This is a genomic window from Janthinobacterium salmonicoloratum, assembly GCF_051380845.1.
In the GTDB taxonomy this organism is placed as follows: Bacteria; Pseudomonadota; Gammaproteobacteria; order Burkholderiales; family Burkholderiaceae_D; genus Janthinobacterium; species Janthinobacterium lividum_F.
In genome coordinates this window covers 97,383-120,926 of the sequence record NZ_JBNYXV010000007.1, presented here as the reverse complement: position 1 = coordinate 120,926, position 23,544 = coordinate 97,383, and the positions used below count along the sequence as shown (strand labels likewise).

The following is a 23,544-nucleotide window of genomic DNA, read 5'->3' as shown; positions in this document are numbered from 1 at the left end:
ATCTGGTGGCAGGGCATGCCTGTTTCAAGGGTGCAAGGGCCGCCGGGCGTGCAGCAGCGCATCGAACGCTTCGATGGTCAGCGGCGGCGCAAACAAATCGCCTTGCGCAAAATCACAGCCGATCTCCAGCAGCCGCGTGCGCTGCTCTTCGGTCTCCACGCCTTCGGCGATGACCTGCAAGCCCAGCTTGTGGGCCATGGTGACGATGGCTTCGCACAGCACCAGCTCGCTGGCGCCGGGCGCCAGCTTGCGCACCAGCACACCATCGAGCTTCAGGTAATCGATGCCGCATTGCTGCAATTGCGTCAGCGAGGCATGGCCGCTGCCGAAGTCGTCGAGGGCGATCTGCAGGCCCGCCTCGCGCAAGTGCTGCAGGCGTGGCGCCATGCTATTGCCGCTAGGCAAAAGTACATCTTCGTGCATGTCGAGCACGATGGCCGAGGCCGGCACACCGAGCGTCGCCAGCTGGCGCAGCCAGGTGCCGGGCGCCTCCACTTCGCGCTGCAATTCCAGCGGCGACTGGTTCAGGCACAGCTGCAGTCCCGGCAAGCCGATGGCCTGGCCTTGCGCGCGCCAGTGCAGCAATTGCGCGGCCGCCGTGCGCAGCACCCAGTCGCCGATCTCCACGATCAGACCGGTGCTTTCGGCCAGCGCGAGAAAATCGGGCGGGCACACGAGGCCCCGCTGCGGATGGCGCCAGCGCAGCAAGGCTTCCGCTTTGACCAGCTTGCCGCTGTCCAGCTCGACGATGGGCTGGTAATACAATTGCATCTGCTGTTCGCGCAAAGCCGTGCGCAAGTCCGCTCCCATGCGCATGCGGTTGACGGCCGCCACCTGCATGGCGGGCGTAAAGTAACTGTAGCGGTTGCGCCCCGCGCCTTTCGAGACATACATGGCCTGGTCCGCATGCTTGAGCAAGTCTTCGATAGTGCCCGCGTCATCCGGATACAGGGTGATGCCGATCGAGGCCGAGACGAAGGCCTGTTCCTGTCCCAATAAAAACGGCGCCAGCAAGCCGTCGAGTATTTGCCGCGCGATGCGGTCGACTTGCTGCAGATCATCGAGGTCCGACAGGATCACCGTGAATTCATCGCCACCCAGGCGCGCCACCGTGTCCGTCTCGCGCACGCCCACGCGGATGCGCCGCGCCGCCTCGATCAGCAAAATATCGCCTTGGTGGTGGCCAAGGGTGTCGTTGACTTCCTTGAAATGGTCGAGGTCGATGAACAGGATGGCCACGCGGCTCGTATCACGCCGGCCCTGGGCCAGCGCCAGGCGCAAACGCTCATGGAACATGCGCCGGTTCGGCAATTGCGTCAGGGTATCGAAATTGGCTTGCTGCCAGATCAGCGCTTCCGTTTGCCGCTTGTCCGTCACGTCTTCCAGCATGCACAGGTGGTGCGGGCCGCCATGGCGTGCCGTGGCGATGGCCGTCACCGAGGCATCGACCCACACCACGTCGCCATCGGGACGCACGATGCGCTTGGCGTGGCGGAAGCCCTGCATGCGCCGCGCCAGCAGCTGCGCCACCTGCTCTTGCTCGCCAGCCACGTCGTCGGGATGACTGATCTCCATCCAGCTCGTTTGCTTCATGTGTTCCAGGCTGCGCCCGCTGATGGCCAGGTAGCGCGGATTGATGTCGAGAAACTGTCCGCTCAGGGTATCGATCAGGGCGATGCCCATGGGCGCTTCCTCGAACATGGTGCGAAAGCGCAATTCCCCCTGGCGGATGGTTTCCTCCGTGCGGCGGCGCTCACGCGCCAGGTTACTGAAATGAAAGGCCGCCGACACGGCCAGCAGGCTGCCCGCCACGCCCAGCGACAGGTACAGCCAGCCCAGGTCAGCGCCTGGCACGGGGCGATACAGGAAGCCCTTGTAGGCAGGGCTGGTCGTGGCATTGGGCGGCAGCACACCCATGGCCGCATACGTGTCGGCGATGTGCTGCCAGCGCAGGGGATTCATGTAGCCGAGCTCCACCAGCACGGGCTGCAGCAGCAATTCCATCTGCTGCGCCTCGTACAGCAAATGCGCGTGGTCGTGGCGCTGGCTGTATTTGGCATGGATCACACGCGCCATTTCCTCGCGGTGCGCCATCGCGTATTGCCAGCCACGCAGGCTGGCCGCGCGGAACGCTTTGACACGCTCGGGATGGCGGCGCAGTTCGTGCTCGCTGGTAAACAGGTTGTCGCCGTAGAAATCGATGCCGGCCGTGCGCGGCGTAAACTGGTAGTAGGGAAAGCCCGCCCGGTCCAGGTAATCCGGTTCGTTGGTGGAATACGCGGCAATGGCATCGACCTTGCCATCGATCAAATCCTCGATCCGGTAGCTGGGCGGCAGGTGCAGCATCTGTTCCGGCGCGACGCCCATTTTCTTCAGGAACAGCGACACTTCATCAGACGCGGACGCCACGTCGGTGGGCGCGCCTATCATCACGGGGCCGCCCGCCAGCCTGTGCACGTCGGGCGCGCCGCCATGCTGGCGCATCAGCAGCACGCTGGGCGAATGCTGGAACACCACGGCCAGCACCACCACGGGCTTGCCGGCAAGCCGGCTGAGCAACAAGGCGCTGTTGCCCACGCCATACTCGGCCTGGCCCGTCAGCACGGCCGCCTCGGCAAGCGGCCCGCCGTTGCCTTCGACCAGCTTGACCTCCAGCCCCGCCTCGCGGTAATAGCCTTGCTCGATGGCCGCGTAATAGCCGGCAAACTGGAACTGATGCGTGAAATTGAGCTGCAGTGAAACGGGTTCCAGCGCCCGGGCGGGCGTGGCTAGGCACAGCAGCAGGAAGAAAAAACCGCGCCAGGCGCTCGCCAGCCTGCCGGCGAACGGCAAGAGAAAGCGGAAAGCGTCGGGGGCTTTCATCGGCATGGCGGAACACCACAGGAAGCTGCCGAGCTGGCAGGGGTAAGGCTATTGTAGCCGCCCCTTTTGCCGATAGATAATTATTTCAGTGCGGACAATAGCGTTGACGCTTTTAGCAAACAATCTCAAGTTTGTTTGTGCTAAAACACGACGCCTGCCACCAAAATGACGTTGGCGTACGGACTGCACTCGCCCGTGCGCACGATGGCGCGCGCGCTCCTGGACAGTTGTTTGAACTCGTCGTGTGTCACCTGGCGCGCATCGGGCAAGGCCAGGGCCGCCACCCGCGCCGCCATGGCCGGGTTGTGCTGGGGCAACTCGCTGGCCAGCAGGTGATACTCGACCTGCATTTCGCTCAGCACGGTGTTCACGGTGTCGATGAAGCCGGGGATGCCGCGCGTCAGGGCTAGGTCGATCAGAGGCACGCCCGGCTGCGACGGCAAACCCGCGTCGCCGATGACGAGCATGTCGCCATGACCGAGCGACGCAATCATTTGCGACAGTGCAATATTAAGCAGCGGTGATTTTTTCATGGGCGTGGTGTCGTTAGAACAGCTCGTGCAAGTGGGGGATCGAGGTTTGCGCGCCAGGCTTGGTGACGCTCCAGGCGGCCGCGCGCTGGCCTTGCTGGATTGCTTCGGCCTCGTCCATGCCGGACGCCAGGCCCGCGACAAAGCCGCCAATAAACGTGTCGCCGGCGGCCGTCGTATCGACGGCTTTCACCACTTCGGCCGGGAACGTGTAATCGCCGCCATACAGGGCCGCATGCACGCCCTTGGAACCCAAGGTGATGATGACGTTGTCGCTGCCCAGCTTTTGCAGCGCGGCCGCCAGCGCCTTGGCATCCGCGCCTTCCGGGCTGACGCCGGCCAGCATGGCCGCTTCGATTTCATTCGGAATCAGGTAGTCGACCAGTTCCAGCACGCCGTCCGGCAAGCTGGCCGCCGGGGCCGGGTTCAGCACCACGGTCTTGCCCAGGGAACGGGCCAGTTTGATCGCGTGCACGACGGTGGCCATTGGCGTTTCCAGCTGCAGCACGACGATATCGGCCTGCTCGATCAAGCCTTGCGCCGCATCAATGTGCCCAGGGCTCAACAAATCGTTGGCGCCGCCGGCGATCACGATGCTGTTCTGGCCATTGTCGTCCACCAGGATCGAGGCGATACCCGAGGCGACGCCCGGCAAGGTCGTGATATGGCTGTCGATGATGCCATCGCCCACCAGCGCCGCGCGCAGGGTCGCGCCAAACGCATCGTCGCCCACGCAGCCGATCATGGCCACTTGCTGGGCTCCCGCCACTTTGCCGCTCAGGCGCGCGCAGGCCACGGCCTGGTTGGCGCCCTTGCCGCCAGGAATGGTTCGAAACGCGCCGCCCGTCAGGGTTTCGCCGGGGAGGGGCATGCGCGGCACGCGCAAGACCAGGTCCATATTGATGCTGCCGATAACCACGATCATGATGTCATTCCCATCAGTTCAGTTGCAGGTGAAGAAGTAGGTGCGGAAGAAGTTACAGTAGCGGCCACGCTGGAGCCGCGCACATGCAGTGCGGGTGCGATGCTGCGCTGCTGGCGCGGCAAGGCCGGGTCGGCGATGCGTGCCAGCAGGCAGGCGGCCGTGATGTGGCCCAGCTCGCGCGTGTTTTGCGCCACGCTGCTCAAGGCCGGGTACACGAAGCTGGCCAGGTCGATATCGTCGAAGCCGACGACGGCCAGTTCCGCTGGCACGGCAATGCCCCGCTCGGCGGCGGCGCGCAGAGCACCAAAGGCCATCAAGTCATTGCAGCAGAACAGGGCGTCGGGGCGTTGGCCTTTCGGCAGCGCCAGCAAGTCCAGCGCGGCCGCATAGCCGCCGGCGCTCGTGAAATCGCTATGGCGGCACAGGGCGTCGGCCAGGACCACGCCCGCGTCCGCCATGGCGCCGCGTACACCGTCGATGCGCTCGTTGGAAATGCTCACTTCGCGGGGGCCGGCAATGCAGGCGAGGCGCCGGCGTCCCAGCTCCAGCAAATGGCGCGCGGCCAAAGAGCCCCCGGCGCGGTTGTCGACGGCCACCGCATCGATGGACAGGTCGCTGGGCGCGCGGTCGAGCAGCACGGCCGGCACTTTCATCTTGCGCAGCAGTTCGCCATCGCTGTCGGCCAGCGCGGACAGAATCAGGCCGTCGCAGCGCTTGGTCAGCAGCACGTTCAGGTAGTCGCGCTGCTTGACGGGGTCGTCATCGGAATTGCACAAAATCACGCTGTAACCGGCCGCGTAGCAGCTGTCCTCGATGCCGCGCGCCACTTCCGAGAAATACGGGTTCGTATTATTCGGAATGATCAGGCCGATGGTGCCCGTACTGCGGCTGCGCAGGGAGCGCGCCAGCGCGCTGGGCACGTAATGCAATTGCTCCGCCGCCGCCAGCACGGCGCGGCGCGCCTCGTCGCTGACGGGGCGGGTATTGTTGAGGACGTGCGAGACGGTGGTAAACGATACCCCCGCCGCCTGCGCCACTTGTTTGATGGTTGCCATGGGCCGCGCTTTCTCCTGTGATTATGCGCGTTCGCCGCGGCGGCGGTAGGTGTCGAGTACCACGGCCGCGACGATCACCAGGCCCGTGACGATGCGTTTCACGGGTTCCGACACGCCCACTTGCGCCAGGCCCGCTTCCAGCACGGAAATAATCAACACGCCAATGAAGGTGCTGATGACGGAACCGCGCCCGCCCATCAGGCTCGTGCCGCCGATCACGACGGCGGCGATCACTTGCAATTCCATGCCTACGCCGCCGTTCGGATCGGCCGCTTCCAGGCGCGAGACCTGGAACAGGGCGCCCACGCCGGCGAGGAAACCCATCAGGGCAAACACCAGCACTTTCGACGGTTTCGTATTAATGCCGGACAAACGCACGGCTTCTTCATTCGTGCCGATGCCGATCCAGTGGCGTCCCAGCACCGTGCGCGTGAGCACCAGGTGGCCGATGACGACGATGGCGATCGAAGCGATGAAAGCGGGCGACAAGCCAAACGCGATCGGCGAGCTGATGCCGTCAACGGCGCTGCCGATGTATTCCGTGCGCGAGTTCGTCACTTGATAGGCCAGGCCCCGCGCCATTTCCAGCACGCCCAGCGAGACGATGAACGAGGGAATGCGCCAGCCGACGGAAATCAGGCCCGTGGTGGCGCCGCACAGGGCGGCGACGAACATGCCCAGCAGGGCCGCGCTCCACACGGGCCAGCCCCAGTGCACGACGGCCAGCGACAGCACGGAAGCGGCCAGCGCCATCACGGAACCGACAGACAGGTCGATGCCGCCGATGATCAGCACAAAGGTCATGCCGACAGCCATCACGACGAGCGTCGGGATATTGTTCGACAGGGTACTCAAGGTCGCCAGAGTAAAGAAGTTTTCGCTGGCAAACGAGAACAGCACGCACATGGCCAGCAGGGCGCCGATCAGGCCCGCATAGTTTTTCAGGTCGGCCAGGCTGCGCTGCAGATACGAAGGAGAGGAATTGGTGGTCATGGGAATCTTTCCGGCGGATCAGGCCGCTGCTGGAGTGGAAGTGGGGGTCAAATAGCCGGAGAAGGCCGCCGACAGCAGCGCGTCCTGGCTCCAGGCGCCGCGCTCGAAGGTGTCGACGATGCTGCCCGCGCTCATCACGGCGATGCGATCGCAGATCAGCATCAGTTCGCGCAAGTCGCTCGAGACGATGACGAGGCCCTTGCCCTGGCGCGCCTGTTCGGCCAGTACCTGATAAATATCAAACTTGGCGCCGATATCGATGCCGCGCGTAGGCTCGTCGAACAGCATCACGGGACAGTCTCGGTACAGCCAGCGGGCGATCACCACCTTTTGCTGGTTACCGCCGGACAATTCGGCCACCGTTTGCGCGCTGTTGCGCGAACGGATGCCCAGGCGTTGAATGTAGTCGTCGGCCACCGACGCTTCGGCCGCGTCGTTGAGCCAGCCGAGACCAGCGTGACTGACCGTGTCGAGTGACGCGAGGGTCGTGTTGACGGCGATGGACTGGCGCAACAACAAGCCTTGTCCCTTGCGGTCTTCCGTGATCATGGCGATGCCAGCTTTCACTGCTGCCTGCGGAGAATGCAAGGCGGCGGGGATTGTGCTGTCACCGAGGAAAACTTCACCGGCATCGGCGCGGTCGGCGCCGAAGATCAGGCGCAGCAATTCCGTGCGGCCCGAACCGATCAGGCCGGCAATGCCGAGGATTTCGCCGGCGCGCAAGTCGAAGGACGTCGGGTTGACCACCTTGCCGCGCGCCAGGCCGCGCACGCGCAGCAGCGGTGCGCCTATGGTGCGTCCGCTCAAGTCCACCGCATCGTCGGCCGAGCGGCCCACCATCAGGCTGACCAGGTCGGCGGCGGAGTGTCCCGCGATAGCGTCGTCGCACACCAGCTGCCCATCGCGCAGCACGGCGATGCGGTCAGCCACGCGCTTGAGTTCTTCCAGGCGGTGCGAAATATAGATGATGCACACGCCGTCGGCTTTCAGGCGCTCGATTTGCAGGAACAGCAATTCCACTTCGCGGTGCGTCAGCATGGCTGTCGGTTCGTCGAGCACCAGCAGGCGGCAGGCGCCGATCAGGTTGCGCGCGATCTCGATCATTTGCTGGTGGCCGATGCCCAGTTCGCCCACGAGGGTCCACGGGTCGAGGCCGCCCAAGCCCACTTTCTCCATCTGTTCGCGCGCATCGCGTTCGAGGCGCGTACGGTCGATGAAGCCGAAGCGCTGCGGCAGATTTTTCAGGTACAGGTTTTCCGCAATCGACAGGGTGGGAATCAGATTGAGTTCCTGCATCACCATGCGGATGCCCAGCGCCTCGGCGGCGCCGCGCGAGGCGGGCTGATAGGGCTTGCCATCGAGCAGCATCGTGCCCGTGGTGGCTTGCTCCAGGCCGCAGATGATCTTCGACAAGGTACTCTTGCCCGCGCCGTTCTCTCCCGTCAACGCCAGCACCTGGCCTGGGGCGAAGCGCAGGCCCACGCCACCGAGGACGGGGCCGACATAGGACTTGCCGATGTTATCGAGCGTTAACAGGGGAATGGCGGCTGGCGCCGGTGGAATGTCGGTGGGCATGGTAAAACTCCGCGGTAGTGGCGGCGGGGCCGGCGGGGCCTGCTCGGTGAGCAAGCGGGCGCCGGCCCCGGCGGGATCAAACGATCAGGACTTGGCGCCCTTGGCGACCAGTTCGACCTTGGTTTCGATGACGCCACCAAGCTCGGCCTGTTTCTTCTTCTGCGCCAGGGCTTTCAGCACGGTGTCGATGCCGAACACGGCTTGCTGCGAACCGAACTGGTCGGCGGTAGCCAGCACGCGGCCATCGGCCAGCATCGGCTTGATGGCGTTGATGTTGTCGTAGCCGACGACGAGCACTTTGCCCGTCTTGCCGGCCGCCTTGATGGCGGAAATGGCGCCGATGGCCATGTTGTCGTTACCGCACAGCAAAGCCTTGATATTCGGATTGGCGTTCAGCATGGCGGCCGCCACCGTGTTGGCGGGGGCGATTTCCCATTGGCCCGATTGCACGCTGACGACCTTGGCGCCGGCCGCGTTCATGGCGTCCTGGAAGCCCAGAGTGCGCTGCTGCGCGTTGTAGGTGGTGGAGACGCCTTCGATGATGCCGACGGGGTCGCCCTTCTTGATCTGCTGGGCCAGGTAGTCGCCAACGACCTTGGCACCCTTGCGGTTGTCCGGGCCGACGAACGGTACGGAAATACCCTTCTCTTTCAGGGCGCCTTCGTCGAGCTTGTTGTCGATATTGACGACGATGATGCCCGCGTCGATGGCTTTCTTCAGCACCGGCACCAGCGCTTTCGAGTCGGCCGGGGCGATCACCAGCGCGTTGACGCGCGAGACGATCATCTGCTCGACCAGCTTGATCTGGCTCGACGTATCCGTCTCATCCTTGATGCCGTTCGACAGCAAGTCGTACTTGGCGGCATTGGCCTTCTGATGCGCCTTGGCGCCATTTTCCATGGTCAGGAAAAATTCATTGGCGAGCGACTTCATCACCAGTGCCACCTTCGGCTTTGCAGGTGTCTGCGCCATCGCCGGCACGGCGGGCAAGGCACACACCAGGACAGCGGCGGCAATCATTTTCAGGCGAATACGGGATGTCATGAGCGTCTCCAAAGTTGTTGGTCAAGCACGTGTACTGCATGCTTTTTAGGAAATTCATTGCGCGCAAACGTTTGCGCGAAGCGAATAGTGCCTCAATGCCCTATTACAGTGCAAGCAAAACTGTATGTGCGGTGCAGCAAAAAGGGAGCGCCCAGAGGGAAACAGGCAGGCTGATACGCTCAGCCTGCCGAAGGGAAATGCGCGGAAGTCAGGACTTTGTTGCGGGACGGGCGCTGACCCACTGCACGGCCAGCACACTGGCCAGCACCAGCAGCAAACCCAGCATCGACCAGCCCGTCATGGCCTGGCCCAGCAAGGCCCAGCCCAGCACGACGGCCATCAGGGGACTGAGCAGGCCCAGCGAGGAGACGGCCACGGGCGACAGCCTGGCGATGCCGCGGAACCATAGGGCATACGCGAGCAAGGCGCCGGCCAGACACAGGTAGGCATAGGCCAGCACTTGCTGCAAGGATAGCGCCGGCAAGGGCGCGTCAGCCAGCCAGGCGACGGGCGCCAGCATCAGGCCGCCGAGCAGCAATTGCCAGCCCGTCAGCGCCAGCACGGGCAAGTCCGGCTTCCAGCGCCGCGTCAGGTAAGTGCCGGCCGCCATGCAGGCGGTGCCGCCCAGCGCGGCGGCAATGCCGATCGGTTCCCACACGGTGCGTGGCGACAACAATAAAACGCCCATGCCGGCCACGCCCAGCACGCTGGCCAGCAAGGCCAGGCGGGCCGGACGGCGCCCTTCCACGCCCCAGGCCAGGCCCATCACCAGCAGCGGCTGGATGGCGCCCACCACGGCCGCCAAGCCGCCCGGCAAGCGGTAGGCGGCCACGAACAGCAGTGCCTGGAACACGCCGATATTCAGCGCCGACAGGATCAGCACGCGGATCCACTCACGCCGCACGGGCAGGCGTCGCATGAGGAGCAGCAACAGCAGGCCGGCCGGCAGCACGCGGATCAGGGCCGCCGTGAAGGGCCGGTTTGGCGGCAGCAGTTCGGACGTGACGATATACGTGGAACCCCAGATCAGGGGCGCCAGCGCCGTGAGCACGATATCGCCCCAGGCGGGGCGGACAGCAGAGGCAGACATACACTATCTCGACACTAAGATAAAAACCGAGTGTGGTCGCAAACTATCTTAATGTCAAGATAAATACCTTGCCATGCCGCAGTGCGGTCGCCATAAAAAAAAACCCGGCATGACCGGGCTCTGGGAATGATGCAAGGCGGCACGCTGCGCCGCCGGGCCTGATGCTTAATCGCGCACGCGCTGCATCGCCGCGATCGGCATGCCGCCGACGGTGAGCATGGCCGTATTGTTGCTGTTGCTCAGGCTGATTTGAGCGGCCATGCCGCCCCCCTCTTCCGAAACGATCGTCACGACATTGCCTTCCGTCGCAAAGGTGGCCTTGGTCGTCCTGCCGTTCTCGATCATGCTGTCCTGCGTAAATTCCAGGACTGCACCCGTCGAGCTCTTCCATTTGCCCACCAGCGGGTGGCCGCCAAAGCTGAACACGCTTTTCAGCTTGTCCAGCATGCCCGCGCCCTGCACGGCAGACGCTTTGCCCAGCGCACCCGTCATGGCCGCCTGGCTCATCTGCGCTTCGTCGATGACTTGCCACTGCTTGTCGACCAGCGCCAGCGGCAACCGCACTTCCAGGTCACCGTCCTGCAAGCGTTGCAGGATCAGCGCGCGGTCCGGCGATTTGGCGAGCCACGCCGCCTCATCGGTCAACGCCAGGGTGGCCTTGGCCATCGCCACGTGCTGTGCGCCCAGGTCACGCACCTGGTCGTAGCCGCTGACCTTGGCCACTTTCACGCCCTTGGCCACGCACAGCTTGTCGCCGCGCAAGGCTGCCTTGCCCGGTGCGGCCAGCACGTAGACAAATTGCGATTGCGCAAGCCAGCCACCGCTGCCTTGTTCGACGGGAGCGTTGTACAGCCCGCTACGCACGAGGATATCGAGCCATTGCCGAGTGGAACTGTCGTACGACGCCACGCGGATCTCTTCCTTCTGGTACGGCAAGTTGGTGAGGCACAGCAACTTGTCGCGCGCCGCCTCGTCGGCCGCCAGATGGGCATCGATGGCGCGGCTGAAACTGCTGGCCGAGGCCGCCTCTGGCGCCAGCAGCCAAGCCAGGACGCCGCCGGCCACGATGAGCACCGCCAGCACGCCGCCGGCCAGGATGAGGTGGCGCCGCTGCACGCCAGCGCCAGCCGGCTTGGCAGGCGCAACGGGTACCGGCGCAGGTCCGGGCGACGGCACGGCATTCAAGGCCTTGCCGCATTCATCGCAAAAGCGCGCGCCGGGGAGGTAGGCGGTGCCGCATTTGGTGCAGAAGTGAGCCATGGTGTGCCTTACTTGAGTTTATGTGCGCATTCGCCGCAGAACGCATCGTCGGATGCGACCGGCGCCTTGCAGCTCGGGCAGTGCAAACTCTCAATGGGTGCGCCAGCCGGAGCGGGAGCGGCGGGTGCCGCGGCCTGCTCGGCCAGGGCACGCGCGCGTTCACGCGCTTCCTCGGCTTTTTTCTTGACCGTGGCCAGGCCATCGTTCAGGCTCGCTTCCGAAGCGCTGAAATCGACATTGCGCGTGGCGTCCAGGTAAATGATGCACACGCCCTTGGTAAAGATCAGGCCCGGCACCACGGCCGCGGCCGCCAGCAGCAAGCCGCCGCCCAGACCCGCTGCGATGATATAGCCGGAACCGCCGCTCAGACCCGAAGCCAGGGAATACATGTTCATCTGGCCGCCCAGGCCCAGGATGCCTGCGGACATGCCGCTGGTCAGCGACACGCCGGTACCGAGCACGCCAAAGATCAGCAGCGCGACAAACGAGGTGATCAGGAACAGCAGCACTTCCAGCAGGATCACGGACACCAGCTTGGTGCGCACGATCTGGTTCAGGCGGGCAATGATCTGGAACACGCTGGCACCCGACCAGGCGGCAGGGCCGGCCAGCGGCAGCATCACGTAGAACAGCGCAAACACCAGCACGCCCAGCACGATGGCAGACAGCGGGAAGACGACCGTGTACAGCACGGGGCCGAGCACGGGGATCTTGCAGACGAACAAGATGATGGCGATGGCGATCATGGCCGCCAGCACGATCAGGAATTCAAGGAAGACGACCGCGATCAGGCGGTGGCTCGTGTACAGCGAGACGAGCACGGCATCAACCAGGCTCAGGCCCGGCTGGCCCTGCGCATCGCGCATCAGCAGGATGCCCACGGCGTTGGAGCCGTAAAACATCACGAGGAAGGCCATCAGGCCGCCCAGGAAGGCCAGCACGACACTGCTCATGCTGCCGGCGAGCATCGTCAGCACGCCACCGACGAGCACGGCGCCGATGAAGGTCAGGGCCAGCAGGGCAATCGCGCGGAAGTTCTTGATGGCGTCAGTCGCTTCGATCAGCGAGCCCACGGCGGAGGAAAAGGGAAGAGGTTTATGTGCTTCGGTGGAAATGGTCATGTCTAGCCTGGAAGGGGTAAATCGGAATGGGACGGCCTGCCTGGCCGCCCCGTGCTAATGATTGTTTAATAGGCACGCGCCAGTTGCAGCTCGCTCGCAGGCGCCTGGCGCTGGACGATCTGCAGCTTGACGTCCTGGCCACCGACGCGCTTGCTATTCAGGTACAGAGCCGTGCGCACCGGGTAAATCCCCTGCGGTACGCCTTCTGGCATGGGAATCGAGAAGCCGCCCTTGTAGGCGCCACTGCCGTTATTGCTGCTGACCACCTTGCGCACGGTTTTAATCAGGTCGCCATTTGGCTTGTACAGGCTCAACTCCTCTTCCACCAGCGGGTTCGGATCGCGCGTGCCGGCCGCCACTTCGATATACGAATTGGTCTGTGCCTTCTGGCCCGGACGCACGGAGGACGGCGTAAAGCCCGTCTCGTACTTCACCAAGGTCGATTGCTCGGGCAGCTTGCCCTTGTTGGCCACCTTGTAATCGGTCTGCACCTGCTGCGCCGTCTTGACTTGCTGGCTTTGATAATTCAGGGCCACACAGGCGAGCGCGCCCAGGCTGGCGCCCAGGGCCGCACCGCGCACGGTGTTGTTGCCACCGCCCAGCAAGCCGCCCACGACGGCGCCGATGCCGGCCAGCATGGCCGTATTGCATTCGCCGCTGGCCGCTTCCGTGCCTGCGGTGGTGGTATTGCCCGTGGCGCCAGGGCCGCCAGGCGCGGCACAGCCGGCCAGCATCGAGGACACAACCAGCAGCGCCACCATGGGCGTGGCAATTTGTTTCAAGTTTTTCACGTCATTCTCCAGGAGGATCAAAATTGGAATGGAAGGCGAGCAGCGCGGCTTACTCGATCTGAATTTGCGACAGCGCCTTGTCTTGCGCCTCTTTCGCCTTGCGCTTGATGTCGAGCGCATGGCGGTTGCCCGTATCCATGCGCAGCACGGCATTCGCATTGGCAATGGCACAGTCGTATTTGCGCTGGCTCATGCAATGGCTCGCTTCCGACAGGCTGTCCGTGATCACGCTTTCCAGGCCGCTAGTCTGCTTGACAGGCGCCGGTGGCGGCACGGCCTTGACGGGCTTGGCGGGCTTTTCCGCCACCGGAACCGGTGCTGGTGCTGGCGCTGGCGCTGGAGCCGGTGCAGGTGCCGGTTCGGCCGCCGGCACTGGCGCGGGTTCGGCCGCGGCAGGTGTCGCGGCATGGTCGGCCGTCGTGGCGCCATCGAGCGCAGGGTCGCTGATGGCCAGCGGCTGCTCGGCGGCAGGCGCAGGGTCCGCCAGCGCGGGCAAGGCCGGAGCGGGTTCCGGCACAGCGGCAGGCGGCTTGCTTGACAAGAAATAGTAAGCGCCCGCACCGCCCAGCAGTACCACCGCTGCGACGGCTGCGGCGATCAGTTTCATGCGCTTGCCAGCCGGTGGGTTGTCCGCCGGCGTGTCGGGAACGCGGTCCGGCACCGGTACGGGAGTGGCTTCCGGTTCCGGCGCAGGTGCGGGATCGGCACGGCACTTTTCCAGCACGGGCGGTGGCGGCGCGACCGGTTCCGGGAGAGCGACGGGGACGGGAACGGGTTCCGGGACAACTTCCACGACCACTGCTGCCACTGGCGCGGGTTCTGGAAGGAACACACTCGCTGGCTCAGGAATCGGCTCAGGAACCGGTTCAGAAGTCGGCTCAGGAACCGGCTCCGGCGACGCCACTTGCGCCACGGCAAAGCTGAACGCGCACTTGGGGCAGAACTTGGCATCTGGCTTGCAATCGTGGCCGCACTGGCCACAGGATTTGCCTGGCACCGTGGCGGCGGCAGGAGCAACGGCAAACGTCGTGCCGCAAGAGGAACAGAATTTTGCGCCCGGCTTATTCTCGGCCTGGCAGGAAAGGCATTTCAATTGGCATCTCTTTTCATCTAAACGCTGGGAGTCGCGTACGCTGGCGCTTGCCAGAATGGCAGCATTGTTGCCGTACGGCTAAATATTCAACGAGTATATTTTCAAACACCAAGTTGCCACAAGGGAAAATTGCCTTTTGCTCTATTCAATTTTTAAATATTGGTAAAAATCCCGCCACCATGGCGTGCCGAGCCCCATCTTGGTGCGCAGATAGCAAAAAACCCGGCAACGCAGTACGCGTTGCCGGGTTTTCAGGCTCTGCCCGAGGGGCCGGGGCCGTTTACTTGCGTCCGCCCCGTGCTGGCGCGGCATGGCCGCCCTTGGCTGGCGGCTTGCTGCCACGGCCCATCGGTACGGCGGCCGGCTTGGCCTTCGTTTTGATGGTCGACAGGATCGATGGGCGCACCTTCGATTCGGCGGCGGACGCTTTGGGCGCCGCTGCCGTGCCACCCAGGGCGATGCGGTTCTTGCCTGGCGTAACCTTGAACTTGTCCGGCGTGCCGGCGCCATGCGTCTGGCGGCTGCGTTCGCCTGCGGCCAGGCCGCCCGATTCTGACGACGTCCATGCCGGTATCAAATGCTTGTCGCCATTGCCGATCAAGTCGCCACGGCCCATGTTGACCAGCGCTTCGCGCAGGATCGGCCAGTTGGCCGGGTCCTGGTAGCGCAGGAAGGCTTTATGCGTGCGGCGGATCTTGCCGCTACGGGCCGTTTCCACCACTTCCGAGTCGGCCGTGACCTTGCGCAAAGGATTCTTGCGCGTGTGGTACATCGTCGTGGCCATGGCCATCGGCGTGGGCATGAAGGTTTGCACCTGGTCCAGCTTGAAGTTGTTCTTCTTCAGCCACAGGGCCAGGTTCAGCATGTCCAGATCCGTCGTGCCCGGATGGGCGGCGATGAAGTAGGGGATCAGGTACTGCTTCTTGCCTGCTTCCAGCGAGAAACGGTCAAACATTTCCTTGAACTCGTCATACGCGCCGATGCCGGGCTTCATCATCTTCGACAAGGTCCCCTCTTCCGTGTGCTCGGGCGCGATCTTCAGCAGGCCACCGACGTGATGCGTGACCAGTTCCTTGACGTACTCGGGCGAACGCACGGCCAGGTCGTAGCGCAAGCCCGAGCTGATCAGCACTTTCTTGATGCCAGGAATGGCGCGCGCCTTGCGGTACAGGGAAATGAGCTTGCTGTGATCCGTGCCCAGGTTGACGCAGATGGACGGATACACGCAGGACAGGCGGCGGCACGAGACTTCGATCTCTTTTTCCTTGCAAGCGAGGCGGTACATATTCGCCGTCGGGCCACCCATATCGGAAATGGTGCCCGTAAAGCCTTTGGTCTTATCGCGGATATGCTCGATTTCGCGCAGGATCGACGGTTCCGAACGGCTCTGGATGATGCGCCCTTCGTGCTCGGTAATCGAGCAGAAGGTACAGCCGCCGAAGCAGCCGCGCATGATGTTGACGGAAAAACGGATCATTTCCCAGGCGGGGATATGTGCCTTGCCATAGCTCGGGTGCGGGGCGCGCGCATAATTCATGTCGTACACGCCATCCATCTCGTCCATGGCCAGCGGCAGCGGCGGCGGATTGAGCCACACGTCGCGTTCGCCGTGCGCCTGCACCATGGCGCGCGCATTGCCGGGATTCGATTCCAGGTGGAACACGCGTGACGCGTGCGCGTACATGACGGGGTCATCCTTGACGACGTCATACGCAGGCAGGCGCACGACCGTCTTGTCGTGCTTTTCCTTGGCCATGGCCAGGCGCTCTTCGCGGCTCATGATGCGGATCGGCTTGATGACTTCGGCGGATTTCGAGGCATTTTCCGTGGCGCAGGCGGTCTTGTCTTCCTGCACCATCTCGTACGGGCTGTAGTGCGGGTCGATCTTGCCGGGCACGTCGACGCGGGTGGAATTGTGCACGCCCCAGTCGTCGCCGGGCAGCCAGCCGGACGGCACCATGAAGGCCGTGCCGCGCAAGTCGCGGATATCCTTGATGTGTTCGCCGGCGGCCAGGCGGTGCGTCAGGTCGACCAGCGCCCGCTCGGCATTGCCGAAAATCAACAAATCAGCCTTGGAATCGGGCAAGACGGAACGGCGGACCTTATCCGACCAGTAATCGTAATGGGCGATGCGGCGCAAGGATGCCTCGATGCTGCCGATGACGATAGGCACATCGGAATACGCTTCGCGCGCGCGCTGAGCGTACACGGTGACGGCGCGGTCCGGGCGCTTGTTCGGTTCCGCATTTGCCGTATAGGCGTCGTCGGAGCGGATCTTGCGGTCGGCCGTGTACTGATTGACCATGGAATCCATGTTGCCGGCAGTAATGCCGTAGTACAGGCGCGGCTTGCCGAGGATGCGGAACGCTTCGGCCGACAGCCAGTCGGGCTGGCTGATGATGCCCACACGGTAGCCTTGCGCTTCGAGCAGGCGGCCAACCAGGGCCATGCCGAAACTCGGATGGTCGATGTAGGCGTCGCCCGTGACGAGGATGACGTCGCACTGGTCCCAGCCCAGCGCGTCCATCTCGGCGCGCGACATCGGCAGGAAAGGCGCCACGGCAGCGCGGGCAGACCGCTTGGGAACGGTCGCAAATAAATTGGTAGGGGAGCTCATAGGGTACGGATTGTACCGGAATTGGCCATTTCCAACCTGACGGCCTGCTTTTTACTGTTGGATTTCAGTGCAAAAAACGTTTATTTTTCAATCACTTGGGGAAAGAAGGCCCGTCCCGGCAGGACAAGGCCCGGCATTTCCCGCGACTTGCTTAAATACCCATATTGGCTAAAATTTCACCCAATTCGCGCAACGCTGGCTCCAGTTTCGGATGCTTGACGGCGAACTTCGCCGACAATTCCTGGCTGCGCTCGGCCAGGCCATAGGTCGTCGACTCTTCTTCCTGCTCTTGCGCGGCGCGCTTTTCCATCAGCAGCTTGATGTCGACATCGAGTTTTTGCAGCAAACCATGCAGTTCTTCATCGACGGGACCGCTGGTTGCTAGTGTCGAATGCAGTTGTTGCAGAGATTCCTTGAGTTTGCTATCCATGTTTTTTCCTGTCAGTCAGTAAATTGCGTGTCCAGGAACAATTGTTCCACCTTGCTTCTGGCCCACGGGGTCTTGCGCAAAAACTTCAGGCTCGACTTGATGCTGGGATCGCTGATGAAGCAATTGATATCGATGTGCTTGGCCAGGCCGTCCCAACCGTAGTGGGCGTGCAGGCGCGTCACGATACCTTCCAGGGTAATGCCATTCAAATCTTGCTGACTCATATACTCTTTCAACTGCCTTCTTATTTACATCTTACTCAATTCTACGCCCCCGGCACGGAAAGCTTGCGTGCGCCATGTCAACGCAACGCAAGCTTCAGATGAGGACGGCTTACTTGGCGTTCAAGCCCCGACGTTCCAGCAACGGTTCCACGGTGGCGTCGCGGCCGCGGAAGTCACGGAACAGTTGCAGCGCATCGACACTGCCGCCGCGCGATAGCAATTTGCTGCGGAACCAGTCGCCATTCTTGCGCGTCAGGCCGCCGTTTTCCTTGAACCAGTTGACCGATTCCGCGTCCAGCTTTTCCGACCACAGGTAGGCGTAGTAGGCTGCCGAGTAGCCGCCCGAGAAGCTGTGCGAGAAGTAGCTGGTGCGGTAGCGTGGCGGCACGGGCGCGTAATCGACGCCCGCATCCTTCAAGGATGCCGCTTCAAAGGCCAGCACGTCCGTCGGGATCTGGCTCGGCGCCAGCTGATGCCAGCGCTGGTCCAGCAGAGCCGCCGACAGGTATTCCGTCGTCATGAAGCCCTGGTTGAATTTCTTCGCCGCAGTGACCTTGTCGAGCAATTCCTGCGGCATGGCCGCGCCGCTCTGGTAGTGCTTGGCATAGTTTTGCAGCACTTCCGGCCATACGGCCCACATTTCATTGACTTGCGACGGGTACTCGACGAAGTCGCTCGGCACGCTGGTGCCAGCAAAGCGTGGGTATTTCACGTTCGAAAACATGCCGTGCAGCGCATGGCCGAATTCGTGGAACATGGTCGTCACTTCATCAAACGTCAGCAAGGTCGGCTGGCCGGAGGGCGGCTTCGGAATGTTCAATTGGTTGGCCACCACGGGGTGCGTGCCCATCAGCGACGATTGCGACACGTATTCATTCATCCACGCGCCGCCATGCTTGTTGCCGCGCGCATAGAAGTCGGCGATGAACAGGGCCAGCGGCTTGCCGTTCGCATCGAGCACGTCGTAGACGCGCACGTCCGGGTTGTACACCGGCAAGTCCTTACGTTCCTTGAAGCTGATGCCGTACAGTTTATTGGCGGCAAAGAAGACGCCGTTGTTCAGCACGCTGTTGAGTTCCAGGTACGGCTTCAGCTCATTTTCATCAAAATTAAAACGTTGCTTGCGCAGCTTGTCCGTGTAGATGGCCCAGTCTGCCGCCGCTACCTGGAAGCCGCCTTTTTCCGCATCGACCACTTGCTGCAGGTCGGCAGCTTCGCGGCGCGCATTGGCGACGGCCGGTTTCGCCAGTTCCGACAGCAGGGTGTTGACGGCCGTGGTGGTCTTGGCCGTCTGGTCTTCCAGCGAATACGCGGCGTAATTGGCGTAACCGAGCAGCGTGGCCCGTTCGGCGCGCAGTTTAGCCAGCTTCAGCACGATGGCGCGGTTGTCGAACTCGCCGCCCTGGCTGCCGCGGTTCAGCGACGCATCCATCAGGCGCTGGCGTGTCTTGCGATCCGTCAATACCGCCAGTGGCGGCTGGCCGCTGGTGTTGACGAGGGCGATGAGGAACTTGCCCGTCAGGCCGCGTTCCTTGGCGGCGGCGGCGGCCGTATCGATATCGCTGTCCGTCATGCCCGCCAGCTCAGCGCGCGTGTCGACGACGATGCTCTTGGCATTCGTTTCCTTCAGCACGTTTTGCGCGAAGGCCGTTTCCAGGCCCGCCTGCTCAGCGTTGTAGGCTTTCAGTTTTTCCTTGTCCGCATCGGACAGCTTGGCGCCGGCGCGCACGAAATCCGTGTGATAGCGTTCCAGCAGGCGCAAGGATTCGGCATCGAGGCCCAGCTTGTCGCGCTTGGCGTACAGGGTGTCGATGCGGGTAAACAGTTTCGGATTCAGGGTGATCGCGTCGCCATGCGCGGCCAGTTTCGGCGACACGTCGACTTCCACCGCTTCCAGCACGCTATTCGTGTTGGTCGAGGTCATGTTGCTGAAGATGCTTTGCACGCGGTGCAGCAACTGCCCCGTGCGCTCGAGGGCCACGATGGTGTTTTCAAACGTGGGTGCCTGACGGTTGCTGGCAATCGCGTTGACTTCGGCCAGCTGGCGTTTCATGCCTTCGGCAAACGCCGGCGCATAGTGAGCATCCTTGATCAGGCCGAACTGCGGCATCTGAAACGGCAGCGGACTCGCTTTGAGCAGGGGGTTCTGGGCGCTGACGGCGGCGGCAGGCGTGGATTTTGCAGTGGCGGCAGCCATGGCGGACGGAGCGGCGTGGGCCAGCATGACACTGGCGGCGATGACGAGCAGTTGTGGACGGATCATGACATCTTTCAGGAAGCGCGGGAAGAACCGCGATCGCGTCGCGGGCCAGTGGCAGATCATAGCAGCCTGTCACACAGGCGTCATCCAACATGGGCTATCCTGTGGTGCATCACGCCAAATGCGCGGTTTACCACGGTTTGGCATCAACATCTCCAAATAAAAATGGCCGCCAATCGCTTGGCAGCCATTTTCATGCACCCGGCTTTGAGGCCGGGAATGATGCGATTTACTTGCCGGCTTATTTAACGCTCAGGCCACGGCGTTCCAGCAGCGGCTCGATCTTCGCATCGCGGCCACGGAAGTTGCGGTAGATGTCGAGCGCATCGGCGCTGCCGCCGCGCGACAGCAGTTTATTGCGGAACCAGTCGCCGTTCTTGCGCGTCAGGCCGCCGTTTTCCTTGAACCACTCGACCGTGTCTGCGTCGAGCTTTTCCGACCACAGATACGCGTAATAGCCGGCCGAATAGCCGCCCGCGAACGCGTGCGAGAAATACGTGGTGCGGTAGCGCGGCGGCGCCGGCGCGAAATCGACGCCCGCATCCGTCAAGGCGGCTTTCTCAAACGCCAGCACGTCGCTAGGGATCTGCGCCGGGGTCAGCTGATGCCAGCGCTGGTCCAGCAGGGCCGATGCCAGGTATTCCGTGGTTTTATAGCCCTGGTTGAAATTGTCGGCCGCCGTCACTTTGGCCAGCAGTTCGGCAGGGATGGCCACGCCCGTCTGGTAGTGCTTGGCGTAGTTTTGCAGCACTTCCGGCCACAGCGCCCACATTTCATTGACTTGCGATGGGTATTCGACGAAGTCGCGCGGCACGCTGGTGCCGGCAAAGCGCGGGTATTTCACGTTCGAAAACATGCCGTGCAGCGCATGGCCGAATTCGTGGAACATGGTGTTGACTTCGTCAAACGTCATCAGGGTCGGCTGGCCCGCTTCCGGCTTCGGAATGTTGAGGTTATTCGCAATGACCGGCTTGCGACCCAACAAGCTTGACTGGCCCACGTAGGCATTCGCCCAGGCGCCGCCGCGCTTGTTGCTGCGCGCGTAAGGGTCGAGCGTGAAAATGGCCAGCTGCGTGCCGTCTTCATTGAAGACGTCGTACACCAGCATATCAGCCGTGTAGACGGGCAAGTCGGTGCGCTGCTTGAAGGTGAGGCCGTACAACTTGCCAGCGGCAAAGAACACGCCCTTGGTCAGCACGCTGTGCATCTCAAAGTACGGTTTGAGTTGATTCTCGTCAAAGTTGTAGCGTTCTGCGCGTACCTTGTCGCTGTAGAAAGCCCAGTCGGCAGCGCCCACCTTGAAGCCGCCTTTTCCTGCATCGATGACCTTCTGGATATCGTCCGCTTCACGGCGCGCATTGACGACGGCCGGCTTCGCCAGCTCGCCCAGCAAGGCGTTCACGGCGGTGGTGTCGTGCGCCGTCTGGTCTTCCAGCGAATAGGCAGCGTAATTCGGGTAGCCCATCAGCGCGGCACGTTCGGCGCGCAGTTTCGCCAGTTCCAGCACTTCCTGGGTGTTGTCGAACTCGCCGCCACGGCTGCCACGCGCTTGCGAAGCGGCCATGATGCGTTCGCGCACGGCGCGGTTGGTCAGCAGCGACAGCGGCGCCTGGCCCGTCGTGTTGACGAGGGCGATTACATATTTTCCATCCAGGCCGCGCTTCTTGGCCAGGCCCGCGGCCACTTCGATAGCGGCTGGCGACAGGCCGTCGAGTTCCTCGCGCGTATCGACGACGACAGCCGAGGCGTTCAATTCTTTCAGCACGTTCTGCGCGAACTTGGTCGACAGGGCAGCCAGCTGGCCGTTGTAGGCGCGCAGCTTTTCCTTGTCAGCCGCCGACAGCTTGGCACCCGCGCGCACGAAGTCCGTGTGATAGCGCTCCAGCAGGCGTTTCGATTCGGCATCGAGGCCCAGCTTGTCGCGCTTGGCGTACAGGGTATCGATGCGCTTGAACAATTTGTCGTTGAGCATGATCGCGTCGCTGTGGGCCGCCATTTTCGGCGCCAGCTCGCGTTCCAGGCCCTGGATCGTGTCATTCGTGTTGGAACCGGACATCACGGAAAACACGGTGCGCACGCGGCTCAGCAACTGGCCCGAGCGTTCCATGGCGACGATGGTGTTGTCGAACGTGGCCGCTTTCGGGTTATTGGCAATCGCGTTGATTTCCGCCAGGTTGGCGGCCATGCCTGCCGTAAAGGCCGGAGCGTAGTCGGCATCCTGCACCTTGTCGAACGGTGGATAGTTGAAGGGCAGGCTGCTGGCCTGCGCAAACGGGTTAGAGACGGGCAAGGCTGGCGCCGCGGTAGCGGCAGACACCACGGTGGCGGTGGCGGCAAAAGCGGCGGCTGGCGCCAGCATCAGGCTGGCGGCGATGACGAGCATTGTTGGACGGGTCATGTCTTCTTTCAAGAAACGCAAGAGAGCCGCGATTGTGTCGCGGGCCAGCCTGAAATAATAACAGCCTGACACACTTGCGTCACCAGCAACTACTGACGGTAGCGGGTTGGCGGGTAATGAATGGTTTTCATGCATCCCCGCGTCACAATGCCGATTTAGTAATGCGGCGGGCGCTCGTTGACCAGCCCGCCATTCGCCTGCTGCGCCCCGTCGCGCACGTGCTCGCCCAGCTTGTGCAACATCGCTTCCAGCTGGTCGATGCGCTTGCCTTGCTGGTACACCATCTGGTTCAGCGATTCGACCAGGTCTTCCTGCTGCGCCAGCTTGATTTCGATATCGACGAAACGTACTTCCATCTGTTCTGCATTGTTCATGGTGCTCTCGGTGATTCCTGACTAAAAGCGGCATTCTACCGCCGCAGCGGCGTGAGCCAGGACAAACTCCCTCCATTCCCCGCTAGGCGGGCCCCGATTTCTGTTTATTCTGCACACATGGGCTCAAGCCGCTTGACGAATGAGAACAAACGATTACAATGAACACACCTGCGGCTCCTGAGCCATCCCTGATCGACACGCGCAAGACGGCTGAGTACCGGCGCTGGGAAGATTGCCTGCACGACGTGGCGGCCGCCGCCATCGATGCGCGCATCAAGCATTTGCAGCATGGAAAAAAAGGCGATTGGCGGCCGGTAGGCGAAGGCGTCTGCGAGCTGCGCTTTTTACAGACGGGGCCCGGCTGGCGCGTGTATTTTCACGAAACGAATCGGGGCACCCTGATCTTGCTGCTGCTGGGCGGCGACAAGTCCAGCCAGCGGCGCGACATCAAGCAGGCGCAAGCAATCCTCAGGGACTTGAAAGCCCGGCAGGCAGCCATCAGGAAAGCGGCAGCAGCCCCATCGACAGGAGCACGAAAGAAATGAACCAACACCCCGACCATGACACCTTCGACCTCGACGACCTGGAAGCATTAGGCCTGAGCAAGTTTGACCCGACGCAACACCTGACCAGCAAAGCCGCCGTGGCCGCCTACATGAGCGAAATCGTCGCCACGGGCAACGCGGAACTGTTCCAATCCGCCATGAACGACGTGGTGCGCGCCTACGGCATGGGCAAGGTCGCGGCCAGGGCCGACATCACGCGCGAAGGCGCGTATAAAGCCTTGCGCGAAGGCAGCAAGCCGCGCTTCGAAACCATTTTAAAAATGCTCGATGCGCTGGGCATGCAGCTGGCCATCGTGCCAAAAACCACGCCAGATGGCGCCGTGGAAGCGTGACCGT

At 62.9% G+C, this 23,544-nt stretch carries 20 protein-coding genes and 1 pseudogene; 2 read left to right on the top strand and 19 right to left on the bottom strand.

All coding sequences use genetic code 11. The features are described 5' to 3' along the window. Window positions 1–24: 24 nt before the first annotated feature. The 19 genes and pseudogenes from ACQ4WY_RS24885 to ACQ4WY_RS24795 all read right to left on the bottom strand — a co-directional run bounded on the left by ACQ4WY_RS24885 (window position 25) and on the right by ACQ4WY_RS24795 (window position 22,642). A complete protein-coding gene (locus tag ACQ4WY_RS24885; protein WP_436506367.1) occupies window positions 25–2,868 on the bottom strand; it encodes an EAL domain-containing protein in 2,844 nt (947 codons plus the stop codon). Window positions 2,869–3,002: 134 nt separating this feature from the next. Next, window positions 3,003–3,395, bottom strand: coding sequence for a D-ribose pyranase (gene rbsD, locus ACQ4WY_RS24880; protein ID WP_436506366.1), 393 nt, complete (start codon window positions 3,393–3,395; stop codon window positions 3,003–3,005). Window positions 3,396–3,408: 13 nt separating this feature from the next. After that, on the bottom strand, window positions 3,409–4,317 hold the full coding sequence (gene rbsK / locus ACQ4WY_RS24875; RefSeq protein WP_436506365.1) for a ribokinase: 909 nt from the start codon (window positions 4,315–4,317) through the stop codon (window positions 3,409–3,411). Next, the gene (locus tag ACQ4WY_RS24870; protein ID WP_436506364.1) at window positions 4,314–5,372 is read right to left on the bottom strand and encodes a LacI family DNA-binding transcriptional regulator; all 1,059 of its coding nucleotides are present in this window, start codon (window positions 5,370–5,372) and stop codon (window positions 4,314–4,316) included. The genes rbsK and ACQ4WY_RS24870 overlap by 4 nt, the downstream gene beginning before the upstream one ends. A gap of 21 nt (window positions 5,373–5,393) precedes the next feature. Beyond that, window positions 5,394–6,365, bottom strand: coding sequence for an ABC transporter permease (locus ACQ4WY_RS24865; protein ID WP_436506363.1), 972 nt, complete (start codon window positions 6,363–6,365; stop codon window positions 5,394–5,396). An 18-nt stretch (window positions 6,366–6,383) separates the two neighbouring features. Then, window positions 6,384–7,940 carry a sugar ABC transporter ATP-binding protein gene (locus ACQ4WY_RS24860; RefSeq protein WP_436506362.1) on the bottom strand — a complete coding sequence of 519 codons (1,557 nt, stop codon included), beginning with the start codon at window positions 7,938–7,940 and terminating at the stop codon, window positions 6,384–6,386. 84 nt (window positions 7,941–8,024) lie between these two features. Further along, window positions 8,025–8,984: a sugar ABC transporter substrate-binding protein gene (locus ACQ4WY_RS24855; RefSeq protein ID WP_436506361.1), complete on the bottom strand. Its 960-nt coding sequence runs from the start codon at window positions 8,982–8,984 to the stop codon at window positions 8,025–8,027. A gap of 208 nt (window positions 8,985–9,192) precedes the next feature. Next, on the bottom strand, window positions 9,193–10,074 hold the full coding sequence (locus ACQ4WY_RS24850; RefSeq protein ID WP_436506360.1) for an EamA family transporter: 882 nt from the start codon (window positions 10,072–10,074) through the stop codon (window positions 9,193–9,195). A gap of 165 nt (window positions 10,075–10,239) precedes the next feature. Next, window positions 10,240–11,334 (bottom strand): zinc ribbon domain-containing protein, encoded by a 1,095-nt coding sequence (locus ACQ4WY_RS24845; protein WP_436506359.1) that lies wholly within the window; start codon window positions 11,332–11,334, stop codon window positions 10,240–10,242. 8 nt (window positions 11,335–11,342) lie between these two features. Further along, window positions 11,343–12,455: a hypothetical protein gene (locus ACQ4WY_RS24840; RefSeq protein WP_436506358.1), complete on the bottom strand. Its 1,113-nt coding sequence runs from the start codon at window positions 12,453–12,455 to the stop codon at window positions 11,343–11,345. Between the two features lie 65 nt (window positions 12,456–12,520). Then, window positions 12,521–13,246, bottom strand: a complete 726-nt coding sequence (locus ACQ4WY_RS24835) for a hypothetical protein (protein ID WP_436506357.1) — start codon at window positions 13,244–13,246, stop codon at window positions 12,521–12,523. A 49-nt stretch (window positions 13,247–13,295) separates the two neighbouring features. Continuing rightward, the gene (locus tag ACQ4WY_RS24830) at window positions 13,296–14,039 is read right to left on the bottom strand and encodes a hypothetical protein (protein WP_436506461.1); all 744 of its coding nucleotides are present in this window, start codon (window positions 14,037–14,039) and stop codon (window positions 13,296–13,298) included. A 195-nt stretch (window positions 14,040–14,234) separates the two neighbouring features. Continuing rightward, a pseudogene (locus ACQ4WY_RS24825) lies at window positions 14,235–14,339 on the bottom strand (zinc-ribbon domain-containing protein); the annotation flags it as partial. Between the two features lie 280 nt (window positions 14,340–14,619). Next, window positions 14,620–16,881: a YgiQ family radical SAM protein gene (locus tag ACQ4WY_RS24820; RefSeq protein WP_436506451.1), complete on the bottom strand. Its 2,262-nt coding sequence runs from the start codon at window positions 16,879–16,881 to the stop codon at window positions 14,620–14,622. 226 nt (window positions 16,882–17,107) lie between these two features. After that, window positions 17,108–17,386 (bottom strand): DUF4404 family protein, encoded by a 279-nt coding sequence (locus ACQ4WY_RS24815; RefSeq protein ID WP_099411273.1) that lies wholly within the window; start codon window positions 17,384–17,386, stop codon window positions 17,108–17,110. Between the two features lie 11 nt (window positions 17,387–17,397). Further along, a complete protein-coding gene (locus ACQ4WY_RS24810) occupies window positions 17,398–17,610 on the bottom strand; it encodes a VF530 family protein (protein ID WP_070219603.1) in 213 nt (70 codons plus the stop codon). Window positions 17,611–17,719: 109 nt separating this feature from the next. Next, the gene (locus ACQ4WY_RS24805; protein WP_436506356.1) at window positions 17,720–19,873 is read right to left on the bottom strand and encodes a M3 family metallopeptidase; all 2,154 of its coding nucleotides are present in this window, start codon (window positions 19,871–19,873) and stop codon (window positions 17,720–17,722) included. Between the two features lie 238 nt (window positions 19,874–20,111). Further along, the gene (locus ACQ4WY_RS24800; RefSeq protein WP_436506355.1) at window positions 20,112–22,268 is read right to left on the bottom strand and encodes a M3 family metallopeptidase; all 2,157 of its coding nucleotides are present in this window, start codon (window positions 22,266–22,268) and stop codon (window positions 20,112–20,114) included. Window positions 22,269–22,423: 155 nt separating this feature from the next. Continuing rightward, the gene (locus tag ACQ4WY_RS24795) at window positions 22,424–22,642 is read right to left on the bottom strand and encodes a SlyX family protein (RefSeq protein WP_436506354.1); all 219 of its coding nucleotides are present in this window, start codon (window positions 22,640–22,642) and stop codon (window positions 22,424–22,426) included. A gap of 158 nt (window positions 22,643–22,800) precedes the next feature. Here ACQ4WY_RS24795 and ACQ4WY_RS24790 point away from each other — a divergent pair, with 158 nt between their 5' ends. Both ACQ4WY_RS24790 and ACQ4WY_RS24785 read left to right on the top strand, forming a co-directional pair. Further along, window positions 22,801–23,187: a type II toxin-antitoxin system RelE/ParE family toxin gene (locus tag ACQ4WY_RS24790; RefSeq protein ID WP_436506352.1), complete on the top strand. Its 387-nt coding sequence runs from the start codon at window positions 22,801–22,803 to the stop codon at window positions 23,185–23,187. Next, window positions 23,184–23,540, top strand: coding sequence for an addiction module antidote protein (locus tag ACQ4WY_RS24785; RefSeq protein WP_353659549.1), 357 nt, complete (start codon window positions 23,184–23,186; stop codon window positions 23,538–23,540). The genes ACQ4WY_RS24790 and ACQ4WY_RS24785 overlap by 4 nt, the downstream gene beginning before the upstream one ends. Window positions 23,541–23,544 lie beyond the last annotated feature (4 nt).